The organism is Halomonas sp. 3A7M, assembly GCF_014897875.1.
Taxonomy (GTDB): domain Bacteria; phylum Pseudomonadota; class Gammaproteobacteria; order Pseudomonadales; family Halomonadaceae; genus Vreelandella.
Window position 1 is genome coordinate 65,417 of sequence record NZ_JABUZD010000050.1, and the last position, 21,062, is coordinate 86,478.

Genomic DNA, 21,062 nt, shown 5'->3' on the forward strand with positions numbered 1-21,062 from the left:
GTAACTGAGACATAGCCAAGAAAGACTAATAAAGACTGCGTTTTAAACCTAGTTAACAAAGCCTGGTTAGATTCCCCAAGTTACCGTCCTGAAAGCGTCAGCAGTTGACCTGGCTTCAGTGCCTCTGGGCGTTCAATAGCATTCCACCTGATCAAATCTTGTTGAGTGACATTATAGCGTGACGCAATCACTGACAGGTTATCGCCACTTTCAACGCGGTGAACGCTTGGCGTGCCGGTTGACGCTAATGCAGTACTGTTTGATTGCGAAAGCTGAGCTAACACTTGAGTATCGACTTCTTCAGGCACAAGTAACGTCTGTGCGCTACGTGGGTCAAGGCTGCCATTCAGCAAGCCAGGGTTTAGCTCGGCCAGCGCGGATTGACTAACATCCAGAAGCTGAGAGGCCTGTGCCAGGCTAACTGGCTGCTCCAGCTGAACTTTGGCAAAAGCGGGATCAGGATGAATGTCGGGAAGTGAAACACCGTACTGTTCTGGATTATTGATGATCGTCGCAATGGCTTTAAGTTTGGGAACGTACTGCATCGTTTCGTGGGGCAGTGATAGTTCCCAGTAGTCGCCTGCAAGGCCTTGGCCCTGAGCTTGGCGTTGCGCACGGTTAACGGTGCCAGCGCCGGCGTTGTAAGCGGCCAGCGAGAGCATCAGGTCACCCTCGTACCACTCATCTGCCTGCATTTCCAGGTAATCAAGCGCTGCTGCGGTAGACGTCACGACGTCTAAACGTCCATCGTAGTTGCCGTTGCGAACCAGACCTAATGCATCTCCGGTACCCGGCATAAACTGCCAAAGCCCAGCGGCTCCTCGATGGCTCCGGGCGCTGGGGTCGAATGAACTTTCAACAAACGGAATCAGCGCGATCTCACCAGGAAGGCCACGCTCGCTCACTTGCTGGGTGATCCAGGCAAGCCAGGGGGTTGCTCGTTCCGTGATGGAGACAATATTTTGCGGGCTGGAACGGTAGTACTCTATCCACTTGTCGACACGTGCTTGAGCATCGGCGGGGAGATTTTTTTCCTGCCACTGGAAGCTGTCACGTAATGTGCTCCAGGCATCCTGGGGTTGTAGCTCAAGCGCTTCCCAGAAGTGATGCTGAAAGGCATTGGGGCGGAAATCGGGTGAAGCGGGCGCGTCATTGAGGGCGCTGTTAGGTTGGTATGCATCGGTAGTAGAGGCTTGAGAGCTGGCCGCAGCGGCTAAAAATAGGCTCACAATAACAGTGCTTCCAGCGCTTAGTAATAAGCGCTGGCGAATCGTTCGATAAGTCATAGTCGGTTCGTTTTTACTCGATAGCGTTCTTAAAAACGGTTCTTCCACTCGCGTAAAGTGGTGAACGTGGCGAGATCATCATCATTGACCCCATGTGTACCTACTGCTTGACGCACACTGTCGGTGCTCACGCGCAAATAGGGGTTGATCTTCAGCTCGCGTCCTATCGTGCTGGGTAAGGTAGGTCGGTCTAATGCCCGAGCCTTCTCACACTCCTGCAGTGCATATTTAACGTCTTCGTTATCAGGATCTGCAGCACGAGCAAATGTTAGATTCGCTTGCGTATATTCATGCGCTGCAAAGACCAGCGTATCCTCTGGGAGTTCCGCTAAGATTTGAAGAGATGCAAACATTTGCTCTGGCGACCCTTCAAATAAGCGGCCGCACCCACCACAAAACAGGGTGTCGCCGCAGAAAAGTAGCGCAGGAATTCCTGGAGTGAAGTAACTCACGTGATCTAACGTATGCCCTGGCGTGGCCATGACTGCAAAAAGACGCCCCATAATACGTACTTCATCGCCATGCCCTACCTGTTCATCAATACCTTCAATAGTAGGATTGGAGGGGCCAATAACCCGAGGCGAGAAGCGTTTAATCAACTCTGTAAGGCCACCCGTATGATCATGGTGGTGATGAGTGATCAAAATCGTATCAAGCGTTAAGGATTCACGCTCAAGAAACTCGATGACAGGTGCTGCTTCACCGGGATCCACCACGCAAACGCTTTGACTGGTATCCTGTCTTAATAGCCAAATGTAGTTATCGCTAAGTGCGGGAATCGGTGTCACGCTCATCATGGGCGAGATCCTTTAGTTCAAAAAAATAGACGCTCAATTAGACGCTTTCGAATGCGTTAACGCTGGCGTTCAAAACGTTAAAAAGCATTTACTGTGGAGGGAAGCGCTGTTCATGTCAACTTCGTCAACGGCAACTCGGCTCGCCCAGCAGATGGCGGAAAGCCAAGCGTACTGGCAAACAGAGGCTGGCCGTTCGCTATGGGAAACGCAGCGAGCGTGTTTGGGGCCGCTGGTTGAAGGGCGCAAAGGTGGCCACAGTTTAGAGATGAGTATGGGGCCGACGTTGATGACGATGTCGGCCATTCCTCATATCATTCGCTGGTCACCGACGAGAGCAATGGCGGAGGCTTCGTCCACGTTAGTCTGTCCACCAGATCACCTTGCCTTACCAGACCGCAGTTTAGAGGTGGTGGTTATTCATCACTGGCTAGAGCATTTGCCAGATGCCCACCACACGTTACAAGAGGCTGCCCGGGTAACTTCCGATAGCGGAGTGTTAGTTCTGTTTGGTTTCAATCCGCTAGGATTGAACGGGTTAACCCAGCGTTGGCGTAAGCAGCAAGGGAATTTTCCTTGGAGCGGGCAGTGGCGTACGGCTAGCCGTTTGCGCGATTGGCTGGCGTTTGTCGATTTTGACGTAGAACGCGTAGACTACTGCTGTTTTCGGGGGCCGATGAGCACCACCTGTGGAGAGCGCTGGGAAGCGTTGGGACGCAGGCATAATTTACCGTTGGGTGAAAGTTACATGATTCAAGCGCAGCGGCGACAACGCCATGCGCCGGTAGAACGTCTTAAATTTGGGTTGCGTGCACCAATCACTCCCACTTCTCTGGGAGCTACACGAACCGGTGTTTCTGCGCGATACCACTCAGGTCAACGTCGTCTAGAAAAGGATAGTGAAAGTGAGTAAGCAAGCAACCGATGGGTTGCCTCGCGTTACGGTGTATACCGATGGGGCCTGTCGAGGAAATCCGGGCCCAGGTGGCTGGGGGGTAGTGCTGTCAAGCGGGCAGCATGAGAAGACGTTAAAAGGCTTCGAAGCAGATACCACTAACAATCGTATGGAATTAATGGCGGCCATTATGGCGTTGCGAACGCTAAATAAGCCGTGTGAAGTGGCCCTCTGGACCGATTCCCAGTATGTGCGCCAAGGAATTACTCAATGGATTCACAATTGGATTAAGCGAGGCTGGAAGACAGCGGCCAAGCAACCGGTTAAAAACGCTGAGCTTTGGAAGACCCTTCACGAGGAAACACAGCGGCATCGTGTCGAGTGGCACTGGGTAAAAGGGCATAGCGGGCACCCCGGTAATGAGCGCGCCGATGCGTTGGCTAACGAAGCCATTGATGAGCATAACAGGAGAGCAGCATGCGCCAAGTGATCTTGGATACGGAAACAACCGGCATCGACCCAAAAGATGGTCACCGATTAGTTGAAATTGGTGCCGTTGAAATGATTAACCGGCGGTTTACAGGGCGCTCCTATCATCAATATATCAATCCTGAACGGCATATTGATGCTGAGGTTGTGGCGGTTCACGGTATTGATGACGCCAAGGTGGCGAATGAACCGGTGTTTGCCGACATAGCCGATGACTTCTGGGCATTTATAGCAGGAGCCGAGCTGGTGATTCATAACGCCCCCTTCGATGTGGGGTTTATCGATCACGAGCTGACCATGTTAAACCAGCGGCGACGGTCCCCCGCGTTAGGCCCTGTTAGTGAACATTGCCGCATTCTTGATACGTTGGTGATGGCTCGTCAGATGCACCCAGGCCAGCGTAATAGTCTCGATGCGTTATGCAAGCGGTACGATATTGATAACGGTCATCGTGTGTTGCACGGCGCATTGCTTGATGCCGAGATCCTAGCCGACGTTTATTTGGCGATGACCGGCGGGCAAACGGCGCTGACGCTTGATTCAGAAGCATCGTCAGGTGAGCAGCAAAACAATCAAGCCAATGAAGGGCTGTCGGTACAGCGTTTAGCGTTGACGCCAGGGCAGTTGAGGGTCGTCCGGCCTAGTGAGGAAGAGCGCGCCGCTCACCAAGCTAAATGTCAGGCGCATCAATTACGTTGGTTTGATGGTGGTTGGTCTGAAGGTAATAATGCCGATGCTTAGACGAGAAATTCCCCATTATGCGCGAGAAGGTCGTGTTATCCGCGTGTCCCGAAGTCATCTAGCGCCAGCACCGTTGGTTGAAGGCGGTGAGTTGACGCCGTTACAGCCGACTCAACCGTGGGACGAGCGGATGCAGCCGCTGTGCTATTGGCACGATGAGCCGGTGGCGCTGTTAGTGGAAAGTAAGCCGGGTGAGGACTGGATAGATGGACGGCAGTGGCTAGGGGAGTTGACTGCCTCCTGGTTCAGCCTACTATCGACGGCGCTTCAGGTCGGTGCTTGGTTAGAGAACCATCGTTTTTGTGGGCGTTGCGGTGAGAAGGCAACCAAGTTGGAAGCTGAGTTTGCGATGCACTGTCATGCCTGTGGGCATCGTAACTATCCGCGCATTTCACCCTGCATTATCACGCTAGTCACCAGTGGGGAGGCGATGCTGTTAGCACGAAGCCCAAGATTCCCGCCCGGACGTTACTCAACACTTGCGGGCTTCATTGAGCCTGGAGAGTCTGCTGAAGAAGCGGTACATCGTGAGATATACGAAGAGGTAGGCGTACATGTAGAAAACCTTCGTTATCACCAAAGCCAAGCGTGGCCATTTCCGCATTCACTAATGTTTGGTTTTTTTGCAGAAGCGACGACGCGACGCATTCATATCGATGGTGTGGAGATTAGTGATGCCGCTTGGTTTTCGCCAAGGCAGTTACCTTCATTGCCACCACCGTACTCAATTTCACGTGAACTTATCGAAGCGCATCTCGCCCGCTGGCGTTGAATGCTCGCGGGCGAGAACGGGCATTATTTACTGGGAAACAGGCTGGTCAGCTTAGTGGCCAGCATGACATTGCCGGTAGCTTTCAGCTTACCCGTCATAAAAGCCGTCATGCCGTTGATATCACCGCTCATGATGCCTTTAAGCGTATCTGAGCTCATGCTTAGGCTTACAGAAGGATCGTCGTGTTCGCCTTCGTGTGCGTCCAGAGTTCCATCTTGGATCACCATGTAATGGCTGCCTGCGTCAGAGAAATGAAATTGAAATACCTCATCCATTCCTTTGGCAGCTTCTGGATTAAAGCGCGACTGAAGTTTATCTAACGTGTTCGATGACATTATACATTCCCAAAAAATTATTTGGTCGTTAACCAAGCAGGTGTAAGGCGTTAGGTGAGTTAGTTTCTCACGACGCTATTAACGAGGTTATTTTAAACAAGTGTTTTAATCAAGCTAGATTGTCGAGTAGGAGAGAAGGTATGAGTGACTGGATGGTAGAGATGGGCACGTTTTTGATTCAAGCCACCTTGTTGATGGCGATGGTGGGCATCGTGCTGGCGTTAGTGTTGCGTAATAAGGAGAGTGGGGATAATAGCCTTAAGCTAAGCGTAGAGTCTCTCAACGACCAGCGGCGCTCTCGTGGCCGCAGGCTGCGCGTTGCCACGACAGAACAGGGTGCAAGGAAAAAACTGGTAAAAGTGTTTCGCCAAGAAGAGAAAGCAAAGCACAAGGCCGCCAAGCAAGGCAAAGGAGAGGCTCAGAGCGCTCAGAAGGTATGGGTGTTGGACTTTCATGGTGATCTCAAGGCTTCGCAAACTGAGCAGTTTGCTCAGGAAGTTTCGGCGATTATTGATGTTGCCGCAGCCGAGGATGAAGTTGTCGTGCGGTTAGAGTCGGCGGGCGGGCTCGTGCATGCCTATGGCTTAGCGGCAGCGCAACTTGATCGCCTTCAAGCGGCAGGTTTAACCACAACGGTATGTATCGACAAAGTAGCCGCCAGCGGCGGCTATATGATGGCGTGTACAGCTAACCATATTAAAGCTGCGCCGTTTGCGGTGATTGGCTCTATTGGCGTTGTGGCTCAGGTGCCTAATATTCATCGCTTGCTAAAGCGCAATGATATTGATGTCGAACTGCTGACGGCGGGCAAATACAAACGAACCTTGACCGTGCTAGGGGAAAATACCGAAGAGGGTCGTGAAAAATTTATTGATGATTTAGAAAATACCCATCGGTTGTTTAAAGAGTATGTCTCTCAGCATCGTCCTGACATGGACATTGATGCACTAGCGACGGGTGAAATTTGGTACGGCAGTGAAGCGTTAGAACAGAAACTGACCGACAGCATTGGTACCAGTGAGGCGTATTTGGTAGAGCGCATGGCGCAGGCTCAGGTGTACAGCGTGAAGCTTGAACCGCCGAAAACCCTCAGCCGTAAGGTAGGCTTGGCTATGTCGGCGGGCGTCGAGCAAGCCATTGTTAAAGGGCTTGGTTTAATCGATGCGGCTGGTTGGCAGCGTCGATAGTCGATAGCTACTGTTAATAGCTGCTTGGCAGTTAGGCGGCGTAGTGGTGCGCCAGGGTGTCAATGATTGCCTTGGCGCTTTCACTACTTAATGAGTAGTAAATGGTTTGCGATTCGCGGCGAGTGTCGACCAGCTGATCGCGGCGCAAAATTGCCAAGTGTTGGCTTAACGCTGACTGACTTAGCTCCAGTTGCTGATTGATTTGAGTGACTGAGAGCTCTTTTTCTGCCAGAAGACAGAGTATTTGGAGGCGTTTTTCGTTTGCCAATGCTTTAAGTAGATTAGTGCCCGCCTCTATGGCGTGGCAATCATGTTCCAGTAAACGGGCAGCGGCGCTAGTAGAAGCAGACATGAGGATCTCCTTGCCTACACGGTTGTGACAGCGTTGTTATAGGTTATTTAGGCATCGTCGCGTCGCGAGGATCAGTTGTTGAATGATCAGTAATTTAGCGGTATTTGTCCAAACGCTGGTTTAACGATCTATCAATGGTAGTGGTGTGGTGTTTTGTCGACAATGATGCTGGGTGTATAGCGCTTTAGTCGCGATTTATCCCATAGTATGAGGGTGTAGCGGCTGCTTACTTTATAAAGTGTCAACAATTGGTAACTTTCAATAACACAATAAAGTCAGGTCCCACCATGAGCCTCTATCAGCAAACGTATCAGCACTCAGTTGAACATCCCGAAACATTCTGGGCTGAGCAGGCCAAGCGGCTACCTTGGTTCAAATTTCCTTCCACAATTCTTAGCTATGACGATCAGCAACATGCCCGTTGGTTTGACGATGGCGAGCTGAATATTTGCTACGCGGCGATCGATTACCACGTCGAGCAAGGCAGGGGCGACCAGCCCGCTATCCTATGGGATTCTCCCGTTACCCAGTCAAAGCAAACCATTACCTATCAAGCGTTGCGTGATCGTGTTGCGCAGTTTGCCGGAGGGCTTGCGCGTCTTGGTGTGACAAAGGGGGATCGAGTGGTTATTTACATGCCGATGGTGCCTGAGGCGCTCATCGCAATGTATGCCTGTGCCCGATTAGGGGCGGTTCACTCGGTTGTGTTTGGAGGTTTCGCACCCCATGAACTGGCGGTGCGCATTGAAGATGCTGAGCCAAAAGTAGTGATTGCTGCTTCCTGTGGCATTGAAGTTGATAAAGTACTTCCTTACAAACCTATTGTTGATCAAGCCATTTCACTCAGCAGTTTTAAACCGGATGCCTGCGTCGTTTTTCAACGTGAAGCCCATCGTGCGGAACTCCATCAAGGCGACCATGATTGGCAAGCACTGGTAGCGGATGCGCCGTTTGCTGATTGTGTTCCCGTAAAAGCGACCGACCCACTCTATATCCTGTATACCTCTGGCACGACAGGTAAGCCCAAGGGGGTTATGCGAGACACAGGCGGATACGCGGTAGCGTTAGCCTATTCGATGGAAGCAATTTATGCCCTGAATCCTGGCGATGTGATGTTTACGGCGTCGGATGTAGGGTGGGTAGTAGGACACTCTTATATTGTGTATGCGCCACTGCTAAGAGGCTGCACCACAATCGTGTATGAGGGGAAACCCGTTAAAACACCTGATGCAGGCGGCTTTTGGCGGTTGATTGACGAGTACAAGGTTAAAAGCTTTTTCACTGCACCGACTGCCTTCCGGGCAATCAAAAAAGAAGACCCTGATGCCAAGCTGCTAGCTAATTACGATATCAGCAGTCTTGAACACTTATATGTAGCCGGTGAGCGCTTAGACCCACCGACGTTTCATTGGCTTGATGACCTGCTGGATGTACCGGTAATCGATCATTGGTGGCAAACTGAAACCGGCTGGCCTATTGCAGCAAACTTGCCTGGCATTGAGTCTGCGCCCACCAAAGCAGGTTCGGCAACTTTTCCGGTGCCTGGTTTTAACGTGCAAATTTTGGATCGTGACGGTGAGCAAACAGAGCCAATGCAGCAGGGCAGCATGGTTATTAAGCAACCGCTTCCACCTGGTTGCCTTTCCGGTATCTGGCGTGATCCCCAACGTTTTCATAGTGCCTACATGGCAGCCTACCCAGGCTATTACCTGACTGGCGATGGTGGCTACTTCGATGAAGAGGGATACTTGTTCATCATGGGTAGAACCGATGATGTGATCAACGTTGCCGGGCATCGTCTTTCTACCGGTGAAATGGAAGAAATCGTCGGTGCGCACCCTGCGGTGGCTGAGTGTGCCGTGATTGGTATTCACGACGAGCTAAAAGGCCAACTACCCATCGGACTGGTGATCACTAAAGATGGTTTCGATGGCGATGAAGCAACGCTTGAAGCAGAGCTGATCAGTCGAGTACGCGAGCACATTGGGCCGATTGCTTGCTTTAAGCAGGTGTTGGTCGTCAATCGATTGCCTAAAACCCGCTCGGGTAAAATTTTGCGCAAGTTACTGCGTAATATTGCCGACGGTAAGTCGTTCGGCATTCCCTCAACCATTGATGATCCGACTAGCTTAGAAGATGTGCATGCGGCGATGCGCGAGCGTTCTGTCGGCGCGTCGGATCAAGCTAAGTCGCTAGACGTTTAGGCTCAAACATTGCTAATAGCGTGATGAATAGAGTCGCCCCGGCAGGTGGGCGACTTTAATTACCTAACGGAAGGCGTATAATGCGCGCCCCAGTGGCGTTAACCGCGCTTAAATGAGGGTTCCCTAACCCCTCGGACTTGCAAAAAAAGGCCAACCTGCATGTTTGCATTAACCGACACCCAGCACCGCCGTTGCCTTCTGGTAATGGTCGCGTTTCATATTGGTATCATTGCCGCCAGTAACTACTTGGTTCAATTGCCATTTACCCTGTTTGGTTTCCATACCACCTGGGGCGCATTCAGTTTCCCCTTTATCTTTCTTGCAACGGACTTAACGGTTCGTTTGTTCGGGAAAGGACCGGCTCGCTCAATTATACTGCGCGTCATGTTTCCGGCGTTGGTGATTTCCTACGTTGTTTCGGTAATTTTTCCACGGGGAAGCTTTGTCGGTATCGAAGCCTTGGGAGAATGGAATCTATTTGTTGCCCGTATCGCGTTGGCTAGTTTCCTTGCTTACGTGCTAGGCCAGTTACTCGATGTTCAAGTGTTTGATCGTCTTCGTCAGTGGGCGTGGTGGGTAGCTCCCGTTTGCTCTACCGTATTGGGTAATCTAGCGGATACCTTTGCTTTTTTTGCGACCGCATTTTATAACAGCCCAGACCCTTTTATGGCCGAACATTGGGTAGAAATAGCCGTGGTCGACTACGCCATTAAGCTAGGCATTAGTCTATTATTCTTCCTGCCTTTATATGGTCTGTTGTTAGCGTGGCTAACGCGTCGGCTAGTCGTGTGGACAGGGCAAACTGACGCATCACCCCGTACCGCATAACGGCTAGGCTTAACGACCAAGCATAAATCCAAGCGTAACGACTGAGGAGCCCGCATGTCTGATGATGCCCGTGTTGATCTTTATGTGATCGATTTGCCCGACGAATCAGGTAGCGATGATCAACTACCTCTTGTGGTGATCCACGGTTTGTTGGGTAGCGCCGATAACTGGCGTTCGCATTTAAAGGTTTGGCAGCGCAGTAGGCGGGTCATTGCTGTGGATCTTCGCAACCACGGTCGTTCACCTCATGCAGAAGGTATGAGCTATACCGCGATGAGCCAAGACGTGTTGGCGGCGCTCGATAAGCTTGGGATCGAACGCGCGCATGTATTGGGTCACTCAATGGGCGGTAAGGTGGCTATGACGCTGGCGCGTATGAGCCCTGAACGCTGCGCGTCACTGATGGTAGCGGATATCGCTCCGGTGGCTTATCAGCACGGTCACGACGATGTGTTTGCTGCACTCGAACGAGTAAAAGCGGGTAAACCCACTAACCGCCGTGAAGCCGACGCCTTATTGGCCGAGCATGTTGACTCCCGTCCAACTCGGTTGTTTCTTGCCACCAATTTAGTGCGCAATGAGCAGGGTGAGATGGAGGTGCGCGTTGGGTTGGATGAAATTCAACGTGGTTATGAAGCGATTATCGGCAAACCTGATGGTGACCGCGCTTTCGAAGGGCCGACACTGGTGCTTAAAGGTGCTGATTCGCACTACGTCGCAGATGACATGCTACCAGCGCTGCGCGAAGTACTGCCACGCGCAAGAGTAGTAACACTTAAAAACGCCGGGCATTGGCTTCACGCCGATCAGCCAGAAGCATTCCAGCAAGCCGTTGATGCATTTATGGCCGCCCACGCGTAGCCTGAAGGCAACGCTAAGTAACGGAGAGCTAGAGCGGCAACACCGTCAGGTTGTGCCGCTCTGGTTCGCGTAAAAAGCGGTTTAGGATGCGATAGGTATCCACATCAAATTTGGCAGCGACTCCCTTTAGCCCCAAGGCACGCTGTTTGGTCGTGGCACTGCCTAAATAGCACCAGTGATCGACCACATGATGGTTAGTTGGGCCATTTTTACGGCTTTTCTCGCGAATAATGATTCGCCCCGGCCAAGGCCATGTTTTTACTTGAAAAGATGCTAGTGCTTCTTGAGCGCGCTGTGTGTGGTTTTCAAGTGGCTCCTGTCCACAGCAGGCGCCTCGACACTTGCCTAACTGATTAGCAAAACACCGTCCTGTTCCCTTATCTATTCCGAGCACTTGCGGGCAAAGCGGATGTGTTTCGGCAATATTGCGCAGCGCATCTTTAGCTTCTTTGGCACTGCGAAACAGCCCAAAGAGCTTTCCCGGCTGAGGCTGGCTGATGGCTCTGCCGCTGACCAGCGTTGGGCAAGGTTGATCGGTTGGCCAATATCACGTTTTTAAATGCCCCTGACGGCGTAACTGTCGGTTCATAATCGGCATCAGCTCTTTGACCAGTTGAGCCTCTCTCAGCTGGGCGCTTAAATCGCCAGCGGTTTCTTGCCACTCAACGTGCTGTATTTGCTGGGTAAGGCGCATCTCTTTGTCGTCCTGGTGGTCGCGCTGGAAATGGCCAAGCACGCGGCTGCGTAAATTAATGCTTTTGCCAACGTACAAGGGAAGGCGGTTGTGACCATAAAACAAATAAACCCCTGGTGAAGCAGGAAGCCCGGTTAGTTGCTCACTGGGTAAATGTGCGGGCAGGCTTCGGTGGCGCTGCTCATCGGCAAGAGCGGCTTGCCAGCTGGCAGCGTCATACTGTTGTTGCCAGGTTTCCCACAGCTGCCAAAGCGCAGTGGCATCATCCTCGGCCCGATGCTGGCGGGCTTGCTGAATGTTGAAATGCGCTAATAAGGCGTGGAGATTGTGCTTAGGCAGTTCAGGCATTAAACGACGGGAAATGCGCAGTGTGCAGCGGAGTAGCGGCTGATAGGTAATATCGGCACGCTTGAACTCGTTGCGCAGAAAGCTGGCATCAAAGCGTGCATTGTGGGCTGCAAGGCAGTCTTCACCGAGCCATTCTCGCAAGGTGTGCGCAATGGTCTTAAAAGAGGGCGCATCAATCAGCATATCATCATAAATGCCGGTGAGCTGGCTGATGTGAGAAGGCACGCTGGTGCCAGGATTAATCAGGCTGACCCAGCGATCCGTTATGTGATCATTGACTACCTTTAAGGCAGCAATTTCAGTAATGCGGTCACGCGTCGCACGGGTGCCCGTCGTCTCAACATCAATAAATATCAGTGGAGGGTTACTCATGGCGCTTGCGTTATTACTACCTTATTTCAGCGTACATCAGTCAACGTATGAGGGTTGACGGCTAGTCGGGCAACCGGCAAAGCTGTTTCGATAATACCTGCTTGCTCAAGATAGTGTTCGAATGATGCATAGCGTCGGGCATCAAGAGCTGCCGGGCTAATGGCAATGCGGCGTAATAAGTCGTCCCAGGCGGCTTCGTTAATCGCATTATCCAGTGCAGGGTAGCTGCCAATCAGCAACGACCATGCTGCATCAGGGTTTTCAATAATCCAATTACTCGCCTCTTCCAAGGCCACAAGAACACGTGACCAAGTAGCTGCTTGTTTTGTGACTGTGTCGCTGTGTGCCAACAGTATCAAACCATCATGACGCGGCACGTCAACGTCGTTGTAACGCACGGTGTGGGTGACAATGCCATCTGACGCCAGTTGTTGTGGCAGCGTGTGATAAAAGCCATCGGCGATGGCATCAACACGGCCTTCTCGTAGGGCGCTGGCAGCATCAAAGTGGACGCTTTCCGGCGGGGTGAAATCGTCGATTTGGCGAAATGAGGTAGGCACCAGTTGAACTGCCAGCACATCACGCCCTTCGCGGGTGGAAAAGCCATAGTGCAAGCCTGCAAGTTGATCGGTAGTTTCGCCTGTTGGGGCGCCTCCCGCCACGATGACAGCATTTAGTGGTGTCTCAATCAGCGTGCCAATACGGGTAATGGCGGCACCATCGTGAACGTGTAAATGCAACAACGGCTGACGCGTTAACGCCAGATCAACTTCTCCCGCCGTCAACAGTTTGATCGCGATGGATGGGTCTGCGGGGGTTAATAATTCAAGTTCAAGTCCTTGGGCAGCAAACAGGCCACGCTGCTTCGCCACAATTAAGGCTGCGTGCTGAGGGCTGACATACCAATCTAGCATTAGACGAAGCTGCTTTAAGGGGGGCGGCTCTAATGGCGGTGGTGGTGTAAGCGCCATGCTGGGCGCTTCTTCCGGCTCATCTTCTGCTGCGTCATTGCCTATAGGTGGCCATAGCCCAATGGGCAATGATACCTCGCTCTCAAGCGTAAGCGGCTCACTACTACTAACTGTTTCGCTGTCTTCGTTTGCGTAAGTGGCTGAAATTGAAAATAATAAAAAAATGCTTAATGTGAAGAATACAAGTGAACCGATACGCCAAAAAGCGTTCAACATAACCTTAACTCCCGATGGTATGACGCCGGAGTTTAGCTGTGAGGTGAAGGATCTGGCTAGCCCCTGTAAGCGACAAGCCTAACAAGCTCAGTAAATTGTACGGTGGCATGTAATAATAGAACGGCATTGATGGTGAGACGGAGAGACATGGACACAATTTACACGTTCTTCTTAGTAGGCGGTTCCCTGATGGCGCTCAGCATTTTAGCGAGCCGTCTTTCTTCAATGATGGGAGTGCCGCTGCTACTGATTTTCTTAGGACTTGGCATGCTGGCGGGGGAAGAGGGCCTGCTAGGGGTTGAGTTTGACGATTACACCATGGCGTTCACGATTGGCCATCTAGCGCTCGCAATGATTCTGCTGGATGGCGGCCTTCGCACTCGATTAAAAACGTTCCGTGTCGGCTTTAGGCCAGCGCTCTCGTTAGCCACCTTTGGCGTCTTTATCACCAGCGCTATTGTTGGTGTCATTTCCATGTGGGTGTTTGATCTTTCCCTAGTACAAGGATTGCTTGTTGGGGCAATTGTTGGCTCCACCGATGCCGCAGCCGTGTTCTCGATGCTTAGCGGCCGTGGGGTTAACCTCAACGAGCGGGTAGGGGCCACACTGGAAATTGAATCGGGTACCAACGACCCGATGGCCATTTTTCTCACGCTGATGTTGGTCGAGCTGTTGGTTGGTGATATTGGCGGCATTGGCGAAACACTGCTGTTCTTCATTTCCCAGTTTGGGATTGGTTTAGTTGTTGGTATTGGTGGTGGTTGGCTAAGCGCTAAGCTGCTGCGTTGGTTAGATCTGGCCCCTGGCCTTTATGCCATGCTAGCGCTGGCGCTTGGGTTTAGCGTGTTTGGGTTAACCAGTGTGCTAGGCGGTAGCGGTTTCCTGGCCATTTATTTAGCAGGGTTGATGATTGGTAATCAGCCTGGGCGCCACCTTAACTTTATTCTTCCGGTACACGACGGCTTGGCTTGGCTGAGCCAGATTGGTTTGTTTCTGGTGCTGGGCCTACTCGTCACTCCAAGCCAGCTCTGGGACGTGGCATTGCCAGCAGGACTCGTTGCGCTAGCACTGATTTTTGTCGCGCGCCCCCTGGCGGTGTTGATTACCATTAAGCCATTTTTCAAATTCCGCTGGCGAGAAACCTTCTTTATTGCCTGGGTTGGCCTACGGGGCGCGGTGCCTATTGTGTTGGCTATCTTCCCGTTAATCGGTGGGGTAGAAAACGCTTCGTTGTACTTTAACGTAGCGTTTGCGGTGGTACTGATGTCGCTGCTTATTCAGGGCGGTTCGCTAACACTTATGGCGCGATGGCTGAAAGTAGAAGTACCTGTAGGTACCACGCCAAACCGCCGAGGGCCGCTAGGCATAATGCCGGATAATGATTTTGAGATGTTTGTTTACGTGGTCGAAAACGAAGACTTAGAAGATGTTCCTATCCGGCTACTGCGTTTCCCTTCGGGCGCATTGATTTCGGCACTATTTCGCAATCACGTTATGCTTCACCCCAAAGGGAGCACGCGGCTTAAGCTTGATGATGTTATTTGTGTCATTGGCCGCACCGAAGACCTCGTCGCGCTCAATCGCCTATTCAACGGCGATGCAAAGCTTAAACAAGAGCGGGCCTTCTTTGGTACCTTTACCTTGGATGGCGAAGCGCAAATGCAGGATATAGCTCAAGCCTACGGTTTAACCTTAAGCCCCGGTGAGCAGGACATGACGCTTGCGGAGTTTATCTCGCTACGCGTCGGCGGCCACCCAGTAGTAGGCGACGATGTCGACTGGCATGGCATTCACTGGGTGGTTAGTGAAATGGAAGGCGGGAACATTACCCGTGTTGGCTTAAGGCTCTACTAATTAATCGGAAAGGCGTTGACTTCCAAGGGAAAGCTGTTATTATACGCACCCATAAGCCGGAGGGATGGCAGAGCGGTTGAATGCACCGGTCTTGAAAACCGGCATAGGTTAATAGCCTATCCAGGGTTCGAATCCCTGTCCCTCCGCCACTTATCTCGAAAAGCCTCTGATTTGTCAGGGGCTTTTTTCGTTTCTAGGCTTTCTTTTTCCTTCCTGGCAGCGCCTCGATATTCTCCACCGGTTATTTAACGTGATGAGAACGTGATCGCAGCTTGAATACCTCGTCTCTTGCTCGGTATGGCGCAAGGTTCGCATATCGCTCGGTCATGTTAATTGTGGAATGCCCTCACTTCCTTTACATCGGCCAGCGGCACGCCTCCCGACACCCAGCCCGCTTGCATAAGTTGCGCCTTCCATTTTCCCTCTATCACTTCAGCCGTTTGTTTGTCGGTCGTCCGAGTAGAGCGGCTGGAAGCTCAAGCGCTTAAAGCCACGCTATCTCTTTGAATTTGTAGCTTTTAAGATACAATGCATTATGACTGAACTTACCCACTACCTTACCGCTGATGGCTATGACCCTTTTCAAGCCTGGTTGGATGCTACTAAGGCTAAAGATCGTCAAGCCGCCCAGCAGTCTGACATCGAACAGGCAAAAGCGTTTTTGGCCGACCACAAAAGGAGAACACGTCATGAAAAGTCATGATGAAGCAGTTATCGAGATGCTGCGCACTGACCCCAATATGGCTCTGGACTACCTGCGCGCAGCGTTTGATGAGCTGGACGAAGAGGGGGGAGAGTCAGCTTTCCTAATGGCGCTGCGTCATGTCGTTGAAGCTCAAGGCGGAATGGCGCTGGTAGCAGAGCGTGCCAAAGTATCACGCGAAAGCCTTTACCGCGCTTTATCCCCCAAAGGCAATCCGACACTTCGCACCATGACAGCAGTTATTAAAGCCACAGGCGTTAACTTCCACGATCTTACCCATCAAGCGCCACAAGCTAAAACCACTTAAAAGACGTGCATAGCGTCGCATCAAAGCGCACACAGGCACCTGTATTTATTCGATCTTAGGCCATCCAGCGGTGAGTGCCTCTCCAGTACGTGTGGCCGTCAGTATCAAACGCTGTTGTACTTTTGATGACATGCCGTTCAAGAGCCATAATGTTGTACTGGTATTTGAGACTCAATACCTTTTGCGATTCCTTCCCCTGACCCTGGAGCTGTCTTGGATAGATTCGATGAGATGCGCGTGTTTGCGGCGGTGGCACAACTGGAGAGCTTTTCGGTTGCTGCGCGGCAGCTTACGCTGTCGCCGCCTCGGGTGACTAGGGTAGTGGCGGCGCTTGAAGCGCGTTTGGGTGTTGCGTTGTTACAACGCACGACGCGGCAGGTGCGCGTAACGGAAGCGGGGCGTCGTTATCTTGAGGATGCCCAGCAGGTGCTTGCCCAGCTTGCGGAGGCTGAGGCCGCTGCGACCGGTAGCTATCTCACCCCACGCGGCCTATTGCACGTCACTGCGCCAGTGCTGTTCGGCGAGTACTTCGTTACCCCGCAGATCGTCGACTATCTGGAACAGTATCCTGATGTGCAGGTTCGTGCCGAACTGATCGATCGACCGGTTAACTTGCGGGAGGAAGGCATCGATGTGGCGGTACGCATCGGCCACGTGCCAGAGAACTGCCAAAACTTGACCGTGCCGGTGGGTGAGGTGCGGCAAGTGGTTTGCGCAAGCCCTGCATGGTTGGCCCAGCACGGTGAGCCAACGCACCCGCTGGAGCTGGAAGCACTGCCCACGGTGGTGGCAGAAGGCGGAAACTTGAGCGGGCACTGGTGGTTCGAAGAGCAAGGCAAACGCATTGAGGTGACGCCATCGCCACGGCTGCGCATCAGCGCTATTCACGCGGCGTTAACAGCGGTCGAGGCAGATGCAGGGCTCACACGACTGCTCTCTTACCAAGTGGCTACTAGTGAAGCCGAAGGTAGAGTGCGGCGAGTGTTGAGGCATTTCGAACCCGCTGCCATTCCCATTAATATTTGGGTGACAGCGGGCCGTGGGCGGGCTGCCAGCGTGCGTACCTTCGTTGACTTTCTTGCCGAGCGGCTGCGTGCCGATCCGGCGCTCGACTATCGTACCTAACCATGGTGCTCCCACCTGAGTCGGCGCTGCGCTTTGAGGCTTTAATGGCGCTCTCTGCCGTTGCCCAACACGGCAGCGTGCAGGCCGCCGCTGATGCGGGCAGCCTCTCAGCGCCCAAGATCCATCGTCTGCTGCGCGCGCAGGAACAGCGCTTAGGCGTCGCTTTAGTCACGACATCAACGAGAGGCAGCACATTGACCCCGGTTGGCGAGCGTTTGCGCGAATACGCTGACACACTGATCCACACAGTTACCGATGCTGAAACCAGTGCGCGCTTAGAGCATCGCGAGCTCAATGACACGTTACGTATACAAGCGCCCCAAACGTTGGTGGAACCACTCCTACTGCCGGTGGTACTGCAATTGCAAGAGCAGCATCCCGCGCTGAAGGTCTACTTGCTGGCTGATGAACATCCCATACATATAGAGAGCGATGCGCCTGTGCATCTTCGCCTTATGCGTGGGTCGCTACCTGGGAGCGTTTACGCTAGGCCCCTGGGTGATTTGCGCATTGGCTTGTTTGCCAGCCCTCATTATCTGAATAAGGCAGGGCGTCCTGAAAACCTCAACAGCTTAGCCCTCCATGCGCTTATTCACTGTCATCGGGAAGGGCAGGCGTCTATTTGGCGTTTGGCTGAAGGCCAATCCTTCCGCTTTGAACCCCGGCTTAGCGTTAGCGCAAGTGCCGCAGGGCTGCAGGCGGCTATAGAAGGTGCAGGCATCGTACGTTGCTACGCGCTAGAAGCGCGTCGTGCTTGCGCGCAGGGGCTGCTCGAACCTGTCGCCCAACCCCTCTGGCCTAAGGCTGATACTCTGGCGCTAACCTACACCCTTGGTATTCGAGCGCCTGCCAGCGTTATGGCGTTCCTTGAGCTGGCAACTCCTTGGCTACGGGCGCAGTTGGCGGAGTAATTATTTCATTCAGCGCAATTTTGTGTTGTTCATGATCGCTATTCTTGCATCTCTTTGCTTGGCGCAGAATGAGTGACGTCACTCAATAGTGGTGACACTCATTTATTGAAAGCGCTTATTCAAGGAGCCCAACAATGTCCAACGCTATCAAGGTTTATCGCCACGCTCTTTCTGGCCACTGCCACCGCATTGAGCTGATGCTTTCTCTGCTCGGTTTGTCTGCCAGCTTTATCGATGTTGATCTAGCCGCAGGCGAGCATAAAGTGCCACCTTTCCTGAATTTGAATGCCTTCGCACAGGTGCCAGTGCTTGATGATCAAGGCGTTATCCTGGCAGATTCCAATGCTATTTTGGTCTATCTGGAGCGTCGCTATGGAGCCGGTCGCTGGCTGCCTGACGACCCGCTAATTCAAGCACAGGTGCAGCGCTGGTTGTCGGTGGCGGCTGGGCCGCTTGCGAACTCCGCTATGAAGGCTCGCTTGGTCACGGTGTTTAATGCTCCTTTCGACCCTGAACCGCTGATTGCTGATGCTCATGAGCTTTTTAAAATTGTAGATGCCCACTTAGTAAATCAGCCTTTCCTAGCGGGTGAGCAGGCCACCCTGGCGGAGGTTTCGCTCTACAGCTACATCGCTCACGCGCCCGAAGGGAATGTCTCGCTGGAACCTTACCCGCATATTCGCGACTGGCTTCAGCGTATCGAGTCGTTGGATGGGTTCGTGCCTATGGGCGTGACCAAGGTTGGGTTGGTCCGCTAGGCCAGCCGATGCAGCATTCCAAATCGGTGCGGGCGAGCTGCTCGCGAGGAGTCAAGGGTGAATAACGACATCACCAGCAGCCCATGGCATCAAGGCGAACTTGCTTTGCAACGGGTGGTCGGTGTGGAACAACAGATGGCAGAGGTGGGCCGCAAGGTGATGCGTCCCTTTCTGACACCGCAGCTCCAGCACTTCTTCCCTCAACTGCCGTTTGTGGCAGCAGCGGCGGTGGATAGTGACAGCTGGCCTTGGGTCACGCTGCTGGAGGGCGCCCCCGGATTTGTTCATGCGCCGGACGAGTCACGGTTGGATCTAGCGTTATCACCGCCAGCAGATGATCCCCTTACACCGCTGCTTATCAATGGCGCCAACATTGGGCTACTGGGTATTGAGCTTCACACGCGTCGTCGTAACCGGGTTAACGGGGTATTGCAAGGCTCCGCAGGTCAATGGCAGTTGGAAGTGGTTCATGCCTTCGGTAATTGCCCGCAGTACATTCACGACTGGTCGACGATGAACTCAGTACAGCCCCTGCCGGGTTCCGTGCTAGCCATGCGCGACGCGAACCTAGGTCAATTACCGGCGCCAGTTCTTGAGCATATTGATCGTGCGATTACGGCCTTCGTGGGCAGTTACGCCCATACCGACCAAGGCGTTCAGGTGGACGCCTCTCATCGTGGTGGGCAACCGGGATTTATTCGGCGCCTGGGATGTGATCTGATTCTGCCCGATTTTGCGGGCAATCGATTCTTCAATACGCTAGGCAACGTGCTGTCCAGCGGCCGCGCTGCCTTAGTAATACCGGATTTTACCAGTGGAGATGTGCTGCACCTCTCCGGTGAAGCGCGGCTGGTGGACGAGGAAACTGCAGGGGCACATTATCCTGGTGCTGAACGCTACTGGTGCTTAACACCACGCCATATTGTCTGGCGCCCGGAGGCGTTGCACTGGCGTAGCCACGCAAATGCAGCGGTCGCTGAGGTTGAACCCTATGGGCCCTGGAAAGCGCTTGCTCCCTCCACAGTGCAGCGCGTTCAAGTAACCACCGTGGTGGAGGAGACGCATGAGATTCGCTCTTTCTATTCGAAGAGTTCCCAGCAAGGCAAAGAGCTGGCTCCATTTAAAGCGGGACAGTTCATTACACTACGTGTACCGCGCTTGGATGGTACGCCGCTGGTACGCAGCTATACGCTTTCGGGCGATAGCCAGCAGGCCGACTATCGCATCAGTGTTAAGGCCGACGGCGAGGGCTCGCGTTACTTACACAGTGCGCTGCAGGTGGGCTCGGAGTTGTCTGTCAGCCTGCCGAGTGGCTCGTTTACTGCACATGCTAGCGGCTCAGACCGTGCTCACTGGGTGCTGCTGGGAGGTGGTATCGGTATTACGCCGATACGGAGTTTAGCGCATGAGCTAACCGGCGCAGACCGGGGCCCCGTAACCTTAATTCATAGCGTGCGACATGCCAGTGAGGCGCCTTTTAGTGAAGAGCTACTCGACTTGAGCGCGCAGGGGCTACGATTACAGCGCCACGTTACCGGATCTGCCAATGTCCCCAACGGCTGGATTCCAGGTCGGGTTTCGCTGGTGGAGGTTCTGGCTGATAAAGTCCTTTCCGAAGTACAGCTGTACTTATGTGGCCCCGCTACCTTTGTCCAGCATTACCATGAGGAGGCGTTGGCTCTAGGGCTCGCTCCCAATCAGATACACACAGAAGCCTTCGGCCCTTCGGCGCTAGCAAAAACATACGCAGTACCATCCGCTGAACAAGCGGTAGAAGTAAGCTTTGCCAATTCTAGTGTGGTAGCTCACTGGCAACCTGGTGAAACTCTTTTGGAAACTGCTGAAAAAGCGGGACTTCATCCTGCCTATGGATGTCGCAGCGGTAGCTGTGGAGAGTGCGCCTGCTTATTGGATCAGGGGGAGGTGACCTATCCAGAAGGCATATCAGTACCAGAGGGAAAAGTTCTACTGTGCAGTGCTCGACCTGCTAAGCACTCTGGAAGGCTTGCGATACATCGTAAGCGCCCATAAATCAGCACCTACAGCCACGCCCTGAAAT

22 protein-coding genes and 1 tRNA gene are annotated in these 21,062 nt (G+C 52.9%); 16 read left to right on the plus strand and 7 right to left on the minus strand.

The genetic code is table 11. The features are described 5' to 3' along the window. Nucleotides 1-80: 80 nt before the first annotated feature. Both INT19_RS04010 and gloB read right to left on the minus strand, forming a co-directional pair. Nucleotides 81-1,286: a transglycosylase SLT domain-containing protein gene (locus INT19_RS04010; protein WP_193059805.1), complete on the minus strand. Its 1,206-nt coding sequence runs from the start codon at nucleotides 1,284-1,286 to the stop codon at nucleotides 81-83. 29 nt (nucleotides 1,287-1,315) lie between these two features. Further along, entirely contained in the window at nucleotides 1,316-2,083 is a 768-nt protein-coding gene (gloB, locus tag INT19_RS04015; protein WP_193059806.1) for a hydroxyacylglutathione hydrolase, read from the minus strand. Nucleotides 2,084-2,195: 112 nt separating this feature from the next. Here gloB and INT19_RS04020 point away from each other — a divergent pair, with 112 nt between their 5' ends. Genes INT19_RS04020 through nudC form a run of 4 tightly spaced genes read left to right on the plus strand, consistent with a single transcriptional unit; the run spans nucleotide 2,196 to nucleotide 4,977 of the window. Continuing rightward, on the plus strand, nucleotides 2,196-2,993 hold the full coding sequence (locus INT19_RS04020; protein ID WP_193059807.1) for a class I SAM-dependent methyltransferase: 798 nt from the start codon (nucleotides 2,196-2,198) through the stop codon (nucleotides 2,991-2,993). Beyond that, nucleotides 2,986-3,465, plus strand: coding sequence for a ribonuclease HI (gene rnhA, locus INT19_RS04025; protein ID WP_038484029.1), 480 nt, complete (start codon nucleotides 2,986-2,988; stop codon nucleotides 3,463-3,465). Before INT19_RS04020 ends, rnhA begins: the two co-directional genes overlap by 8 nt. Continuing rightward, the gene (dnaQ, locus tag INT19_RS04030) at nucleotides 3,453-4,205 is read left to right on the plus strand and encodes a DNA polymerase III subunit epsilon (protein WP_193059808.1); all 753 of its coding nucleotides are present in this window, start codon (nucleotides 3,453-3,455) and stop codon (nucleotides 4,203-4,205) included. Before rnhA ends, dnaQ begins: the two co-directional genes overlap by 13 nt. Next, nucleotides 4,198-4,977 (plus strand): NAD(+) diphosphatase, encoded by a 780-nt coding sequence (nudC, locus tag INT19_RS04035; RefSeq protein ID WP_193059809.1) that lies wholly within the window; start codon nucleotides 4,198-4,200, stop codon nucleotides 4,975-4,977. The genes dnaQ and nudC overlap by 8 nt, the downstream gene beginning before the upstream one ends. A 23-nt stretch (nucleotides 4,978-5,000) precedes the next feature. Here the strand turns inward: nudC and INT19_RS04040 are convergent, their stop codons facing one another. After that, nucleotides 5,001-5,312, minus strand: coding sequence for an SCP2 sterol-binding domain-containing protein (locus INT19_RS04040; RefSeq protein WP_038484038.1), 312 nt, complete (start codon nucleotides 5,310-5,312; stop codon nucleotides 5,001-5,003). A gap of 140 nt (nucleotides 5,313-5,452) precedes the next feature. On the opposite strand from INT19_RS04040, the gene sohB reads away from it, so the two are divergent. Continuing rightward, nucleotides 5,453-6,499 carry a protease SohB gene (sohB, locus tag INT19_RS04045; RefSeq protein ID WP_193059810.1) on the plus strand — a complete coding sequence of 349 codons (1,047 nt, stop codon included), beginning with the start codon at nucleotides 5,453-5,455 and terminating at the stop codon, nucleotides 6,497-6,499. A 31-nt stretch (nucleotides 6,500-6,530) separates the two neighbouring features. On the opposite strand, the gene INT19_RS04050 is transcribed toward sohB, so the two are convergent. Beyond that, a complete protein-coding gene (locus INT19_RS04050) occupies nucleotides 6,531-6,851 on the minus strand; it encodes an ArsR/SmtB family transcription factor (RefSeq protein ID WP_083004010.1) in 321 nt (106 codons plus the stop codon). A gap of 287 nt (nucleotides 6,852-7,138) precedes the next feature. Here INT19_RS04050 and INT19_RS04055 point away from each other — a divergent pair, with 287 nt between their 5' ends. The 3 genes from INT19_RS04055 to INT19_RS04065 all read left to right on the plus strand — a co-directional run bounded on the left by INT19_RS04055 (nucleotide 7,139) and on the right by INT19_RS04065 (nucleotide 10,744). Then, complete coding sequence (locus INT19_RS04055) at nucleotides 7,139-9,055, plus strand: propionyl-CoA synthetase (protein ID WP_193059811.1); 1,917 nt, start codon at nucleotides 7,139-7,141, stop codon at nucleotides 9,053-9,055. Nucleotides 9,056-9,214: 159 nt separating this feature from the next. Next, complete coding sequence (locus INT19_RS04060; protein ID WP_193059812.1) at nucleotides 9,215-9,883, plus strand: 7-cyano-7-deazaguanine/7-aminomethyl-7-deazaguanine transporter; 669 nt, start codon at nucleotides 9,215-9,217, stop codon at nucleotides 9,881-9,883. A gap of 54 nt (nucleotides 9,884-9,937) precedes the next feature. Further along, nucleotides 9,938-10,744, plus strand: a complete 807-nt coding sequence (locus INT19_RS04065) for an alpha/beta fold hydrolase (RefSeq protein ID WP_193059813.1) — start codon at nucleotides 9,938-9,940, stop codon at nucleotides 10,742-10,744. Between the two features lie 28 nt (nucleotides 10,745-10,772). Here the strand turns inward: INT19_RS04065 and INT19_RS19730 are convergent, their stop codons facing one another. From INT19_RS19730 to INT19_RS04075, 3 genes are all read right to left on the minus strand, one after another. Next, the gene (locus INT19_RS19730) at nucleotides 10,773-11,138 is read right to left on the minus strand and encodes a hypothetical protein (RefSeq protein ID WP_319022028.1); all 366 of its coding nucleotides are present in this window, start codon (nucleotides 11,136-11,138) and stop codon (nucleotides 10,773-10,775) included. 153 nt (nucleotides 11,139-11,291) lie between these two features. Beyond that, the gene (locus INT19_RS19735; RefSeq protein ID WP_319022029.1) at nucleotides 11,292-12,158 is read right to left on the minus strand and encodes a 3'-5' exonuclease; all 867 of its coding nucleotides are present in this window, start codon (nucleotides 12,156-12,158) and stop codon (nucleotides 11,292-11,294) included. A gap of 26 nt (nucleotides 12,159-12,184) precedes the next feature. Next, on the minus strand, nucleotides 12,185-13,345 hold the full coding sequence (locus INT19_RS04075) for an ABC transporter substrate-binding protein (RefSeq protein WP_193059814.1): 1,161 nt from the start codon (nucleotides 13,343-13,345) through the stop codon (nucleotides 12,185-12,187). Nucleotides 13,346-13,492: 147 nt separating this feature from the next. On the opposite strand from INT19_RS04075, the gene INT19_RS04080 reads away from it, so the two are divergent. From INT19_RS04080 to INT19_RS04115, 8 genes are all read left to right on the plus strand, one after another. Further along, nucleotides 13,493-15,199, plus strand: coding sequence for a potassium/proton antiporter (locus tag INT19_RS04080; protein WP_193059815.1), 1,707 nt, complete (start codon nucleotides 13,493-13,495; stop codon nucleotides 15,197-15,199). Between the two features lie 58 nt (nucleotides 15,200-15,257). Then, a tRNA-Ser gene (locus INT19_RS04085) sits at nucleotides 15,258-15,348 on the plus strand. Nucleotides 15,349-15,734: 386 nt separating this feature from the next. After that, complete coding sequence (locus INT19_RS04090) at nucleotides 15,735-15,902, plus strand: hypothetical protein (protein WP_193059816.1); 168 nt, start codon at nucleotides 15,735-15,737, stop codon at nucleotides 15,900-15,902. Further along, nucleotides 15,889-16,209: an addiction module antidote protein gene (locus tag INT19_RS04095; protein ID WP_193059817.1), complete on the plus strand. Its 321-nt coding sequence runs from the start codon at nucleotides 15,889-15,891 to the stop codon at nucleotides 16,207-16,209. The genes INT19_RS04090 and INT19_RS04095 overlap by 14 nt, the downstream gene beginning before the upstream one ends. A gap of 213 nt (nucleotides 16,210-16,422) precedes the next feature. Continuing rightward, a complete protein-coding gene (locus INT19_RS04100) occupies nucleotides 16,423-17,334 on the plus strand; it encodes a LysR family transcriptional regulator (protein WP_193059818.1) in 912 nt (303 codons plus the stop codon). Between the two features lie 2 nt (nucleotides 17,335-17,336). Next, nucleotides 17,337-18,245: a LysR family transcriptional regulator gene (locus INT19_RS04105; RefSeq protein WP_193059819.1), complete on the plus strand. Its 909-nt coding sequence runs from the start codon at nucleotides 17,337-17,339 to the stop codon at nucleotides 18,243-18,245. A gap of 134 nt (nucleotides 18,246-18,379) precedes the next feature. Continuing rightward, nucleotides 18,380-19,003, plus strand: a complete 624-nt coding sequence (locus INT19_RS04110; RefSeq protein ID WP_193059820.1) for a glutathione S-transferase family protein — start codon at nucleotides 18,380-18,382, stop codon at nucleotides 19,001-19,003. Between the two features lie 57 nt (nucleotides 19,004-19,060). Beyond that, a complete protein-coding gene (locus tag INT19_RS04115) occupies nucleotides 19,061-21,034 on the plus strand; it encodes a 2Fe-2S iron-sulfur cluster-binding protein (RefSeq protein WP_193059821.1) in 1,974 nt (657 codons plus the stop codon). Nucleotides 21,035-21,062: the final 28 nt, after the last annotated feature.

Coding starts and splice junctions, on each gene's coding strand:
- dnaQ (WP_193059808.1), top strand. CDS start 3,453: ATGCGCCAAGTGATCTTGGATACGGAAACAACCGGCATCGACCCAAAA.
- gloB (WP_193059806.1), bottom strand. CDS start 2,083: ATGATGAGCGTGACACCGATTCCCGCACTTAGCGATAACTACATTTGG.
- INT19_RS04075 (WP_193059814.1), bottom strand. CDS start 13,345: ATGTTGAACGCTTTTTGGCGTATCGGTTCACTTGTATTCTTCACATTA.
- sohB (WP_193059810.1), top strand. CDS start 5,453: ATGAGTGACTGGATGGTAGAGATGGGCACGTTTTTGATTCAAGCCACC.
- INT19_RS04065 (WP_193059813.1), top strand. CDS start 9,938: ATGTCTGATGATGCCCGTGTTGATCTTTATGTGATCGATTTGCCCGAC.
- INT19_RS04060 (WP_193059812.1), top strand. CDS start 9,215: ATGTTTGCATTAACCGACACCCAGCACCGCCGTTGCCTTCTGGTAATG.
- INT19_RS04080 (WP_193059815.1), top strand. CDS start 13,493: ATGGACACAATTTACACGTTCTTCTTAGTAGGCGGTTCCCTGATGGCG.
- INT19_RS04105 (WP_193059819.1), top strand. CDS start 17,337: ATGGTGCTCCCACCTGAGTCGGCGCTGCGCTTTGAGGCTTTAATGGCG.
- INT19_RS19735 (WP_319022029.1), bottom strand. CDS start 12,158: ATGAGTAACCCTCCACTGATATTTATTGATGTTGAGACGACGGGCACC.
- INT19_RS04090 (WP_193059816.1), top strand. CDS start 15,735: ATGACTGAACTTACCCACTACCTTACCGCTGATGGCTATGACCCTTTT.
- nudC (WP_193059809.1), top strand. CDS start 4,198: ATGCTTAGACGAGAAATTCCCCATTATGCGCGAGAAGGTCGTGTTATC.
- INT19_RS04020 (WP_193059807.1), top strand. CDS start 2,196: ATGTCAACTTCGTCAACGGCAACTCGGCTCGCCCAGCAGATGGCGGAA.
- INT19_RS04010 (WP_193059805.1), bottom strand. CDS start 1,286: ATGACTTATCGAACGATTCGCCAGCGCTTATTACTAAGCGCTGGAAGC.
- INT19_RS04095 (WP_193059817.1), top strand. CDS start 15,889: ATGAAAAGTCATGATGAAGCAGTTATCGAGATGCTGCGCACTGACCCC.
- INT19_RS04050 (WP_083004010.1), bottom strand. CDS start 6,851: ATGTCTGCTTCTACTAGCGCCGCTGCCCGTTTACTGGAACATGATTGC.
- INT19_RS04055 (WP_193059811.1), top strand. CDS start 7,139: ATGAGCCTCTATCAGCAAACGTATCAGCACTCAGTTGAACATCCCGAA.
- INT19_RS04040 (WP_038484038.1), bottom strand. CDS start 5,312: ATGTCATCGAACACGTTAGATAAACTTCAGTCGCGCTTTAATCCAGAA.
- INT19_RS04110 (WP_193059820.1), top strand. CDS start 18,380: ATGTCCAACGCTATCAAGGTTTATCGCCACGCTCTTTCTGGCCACTGC.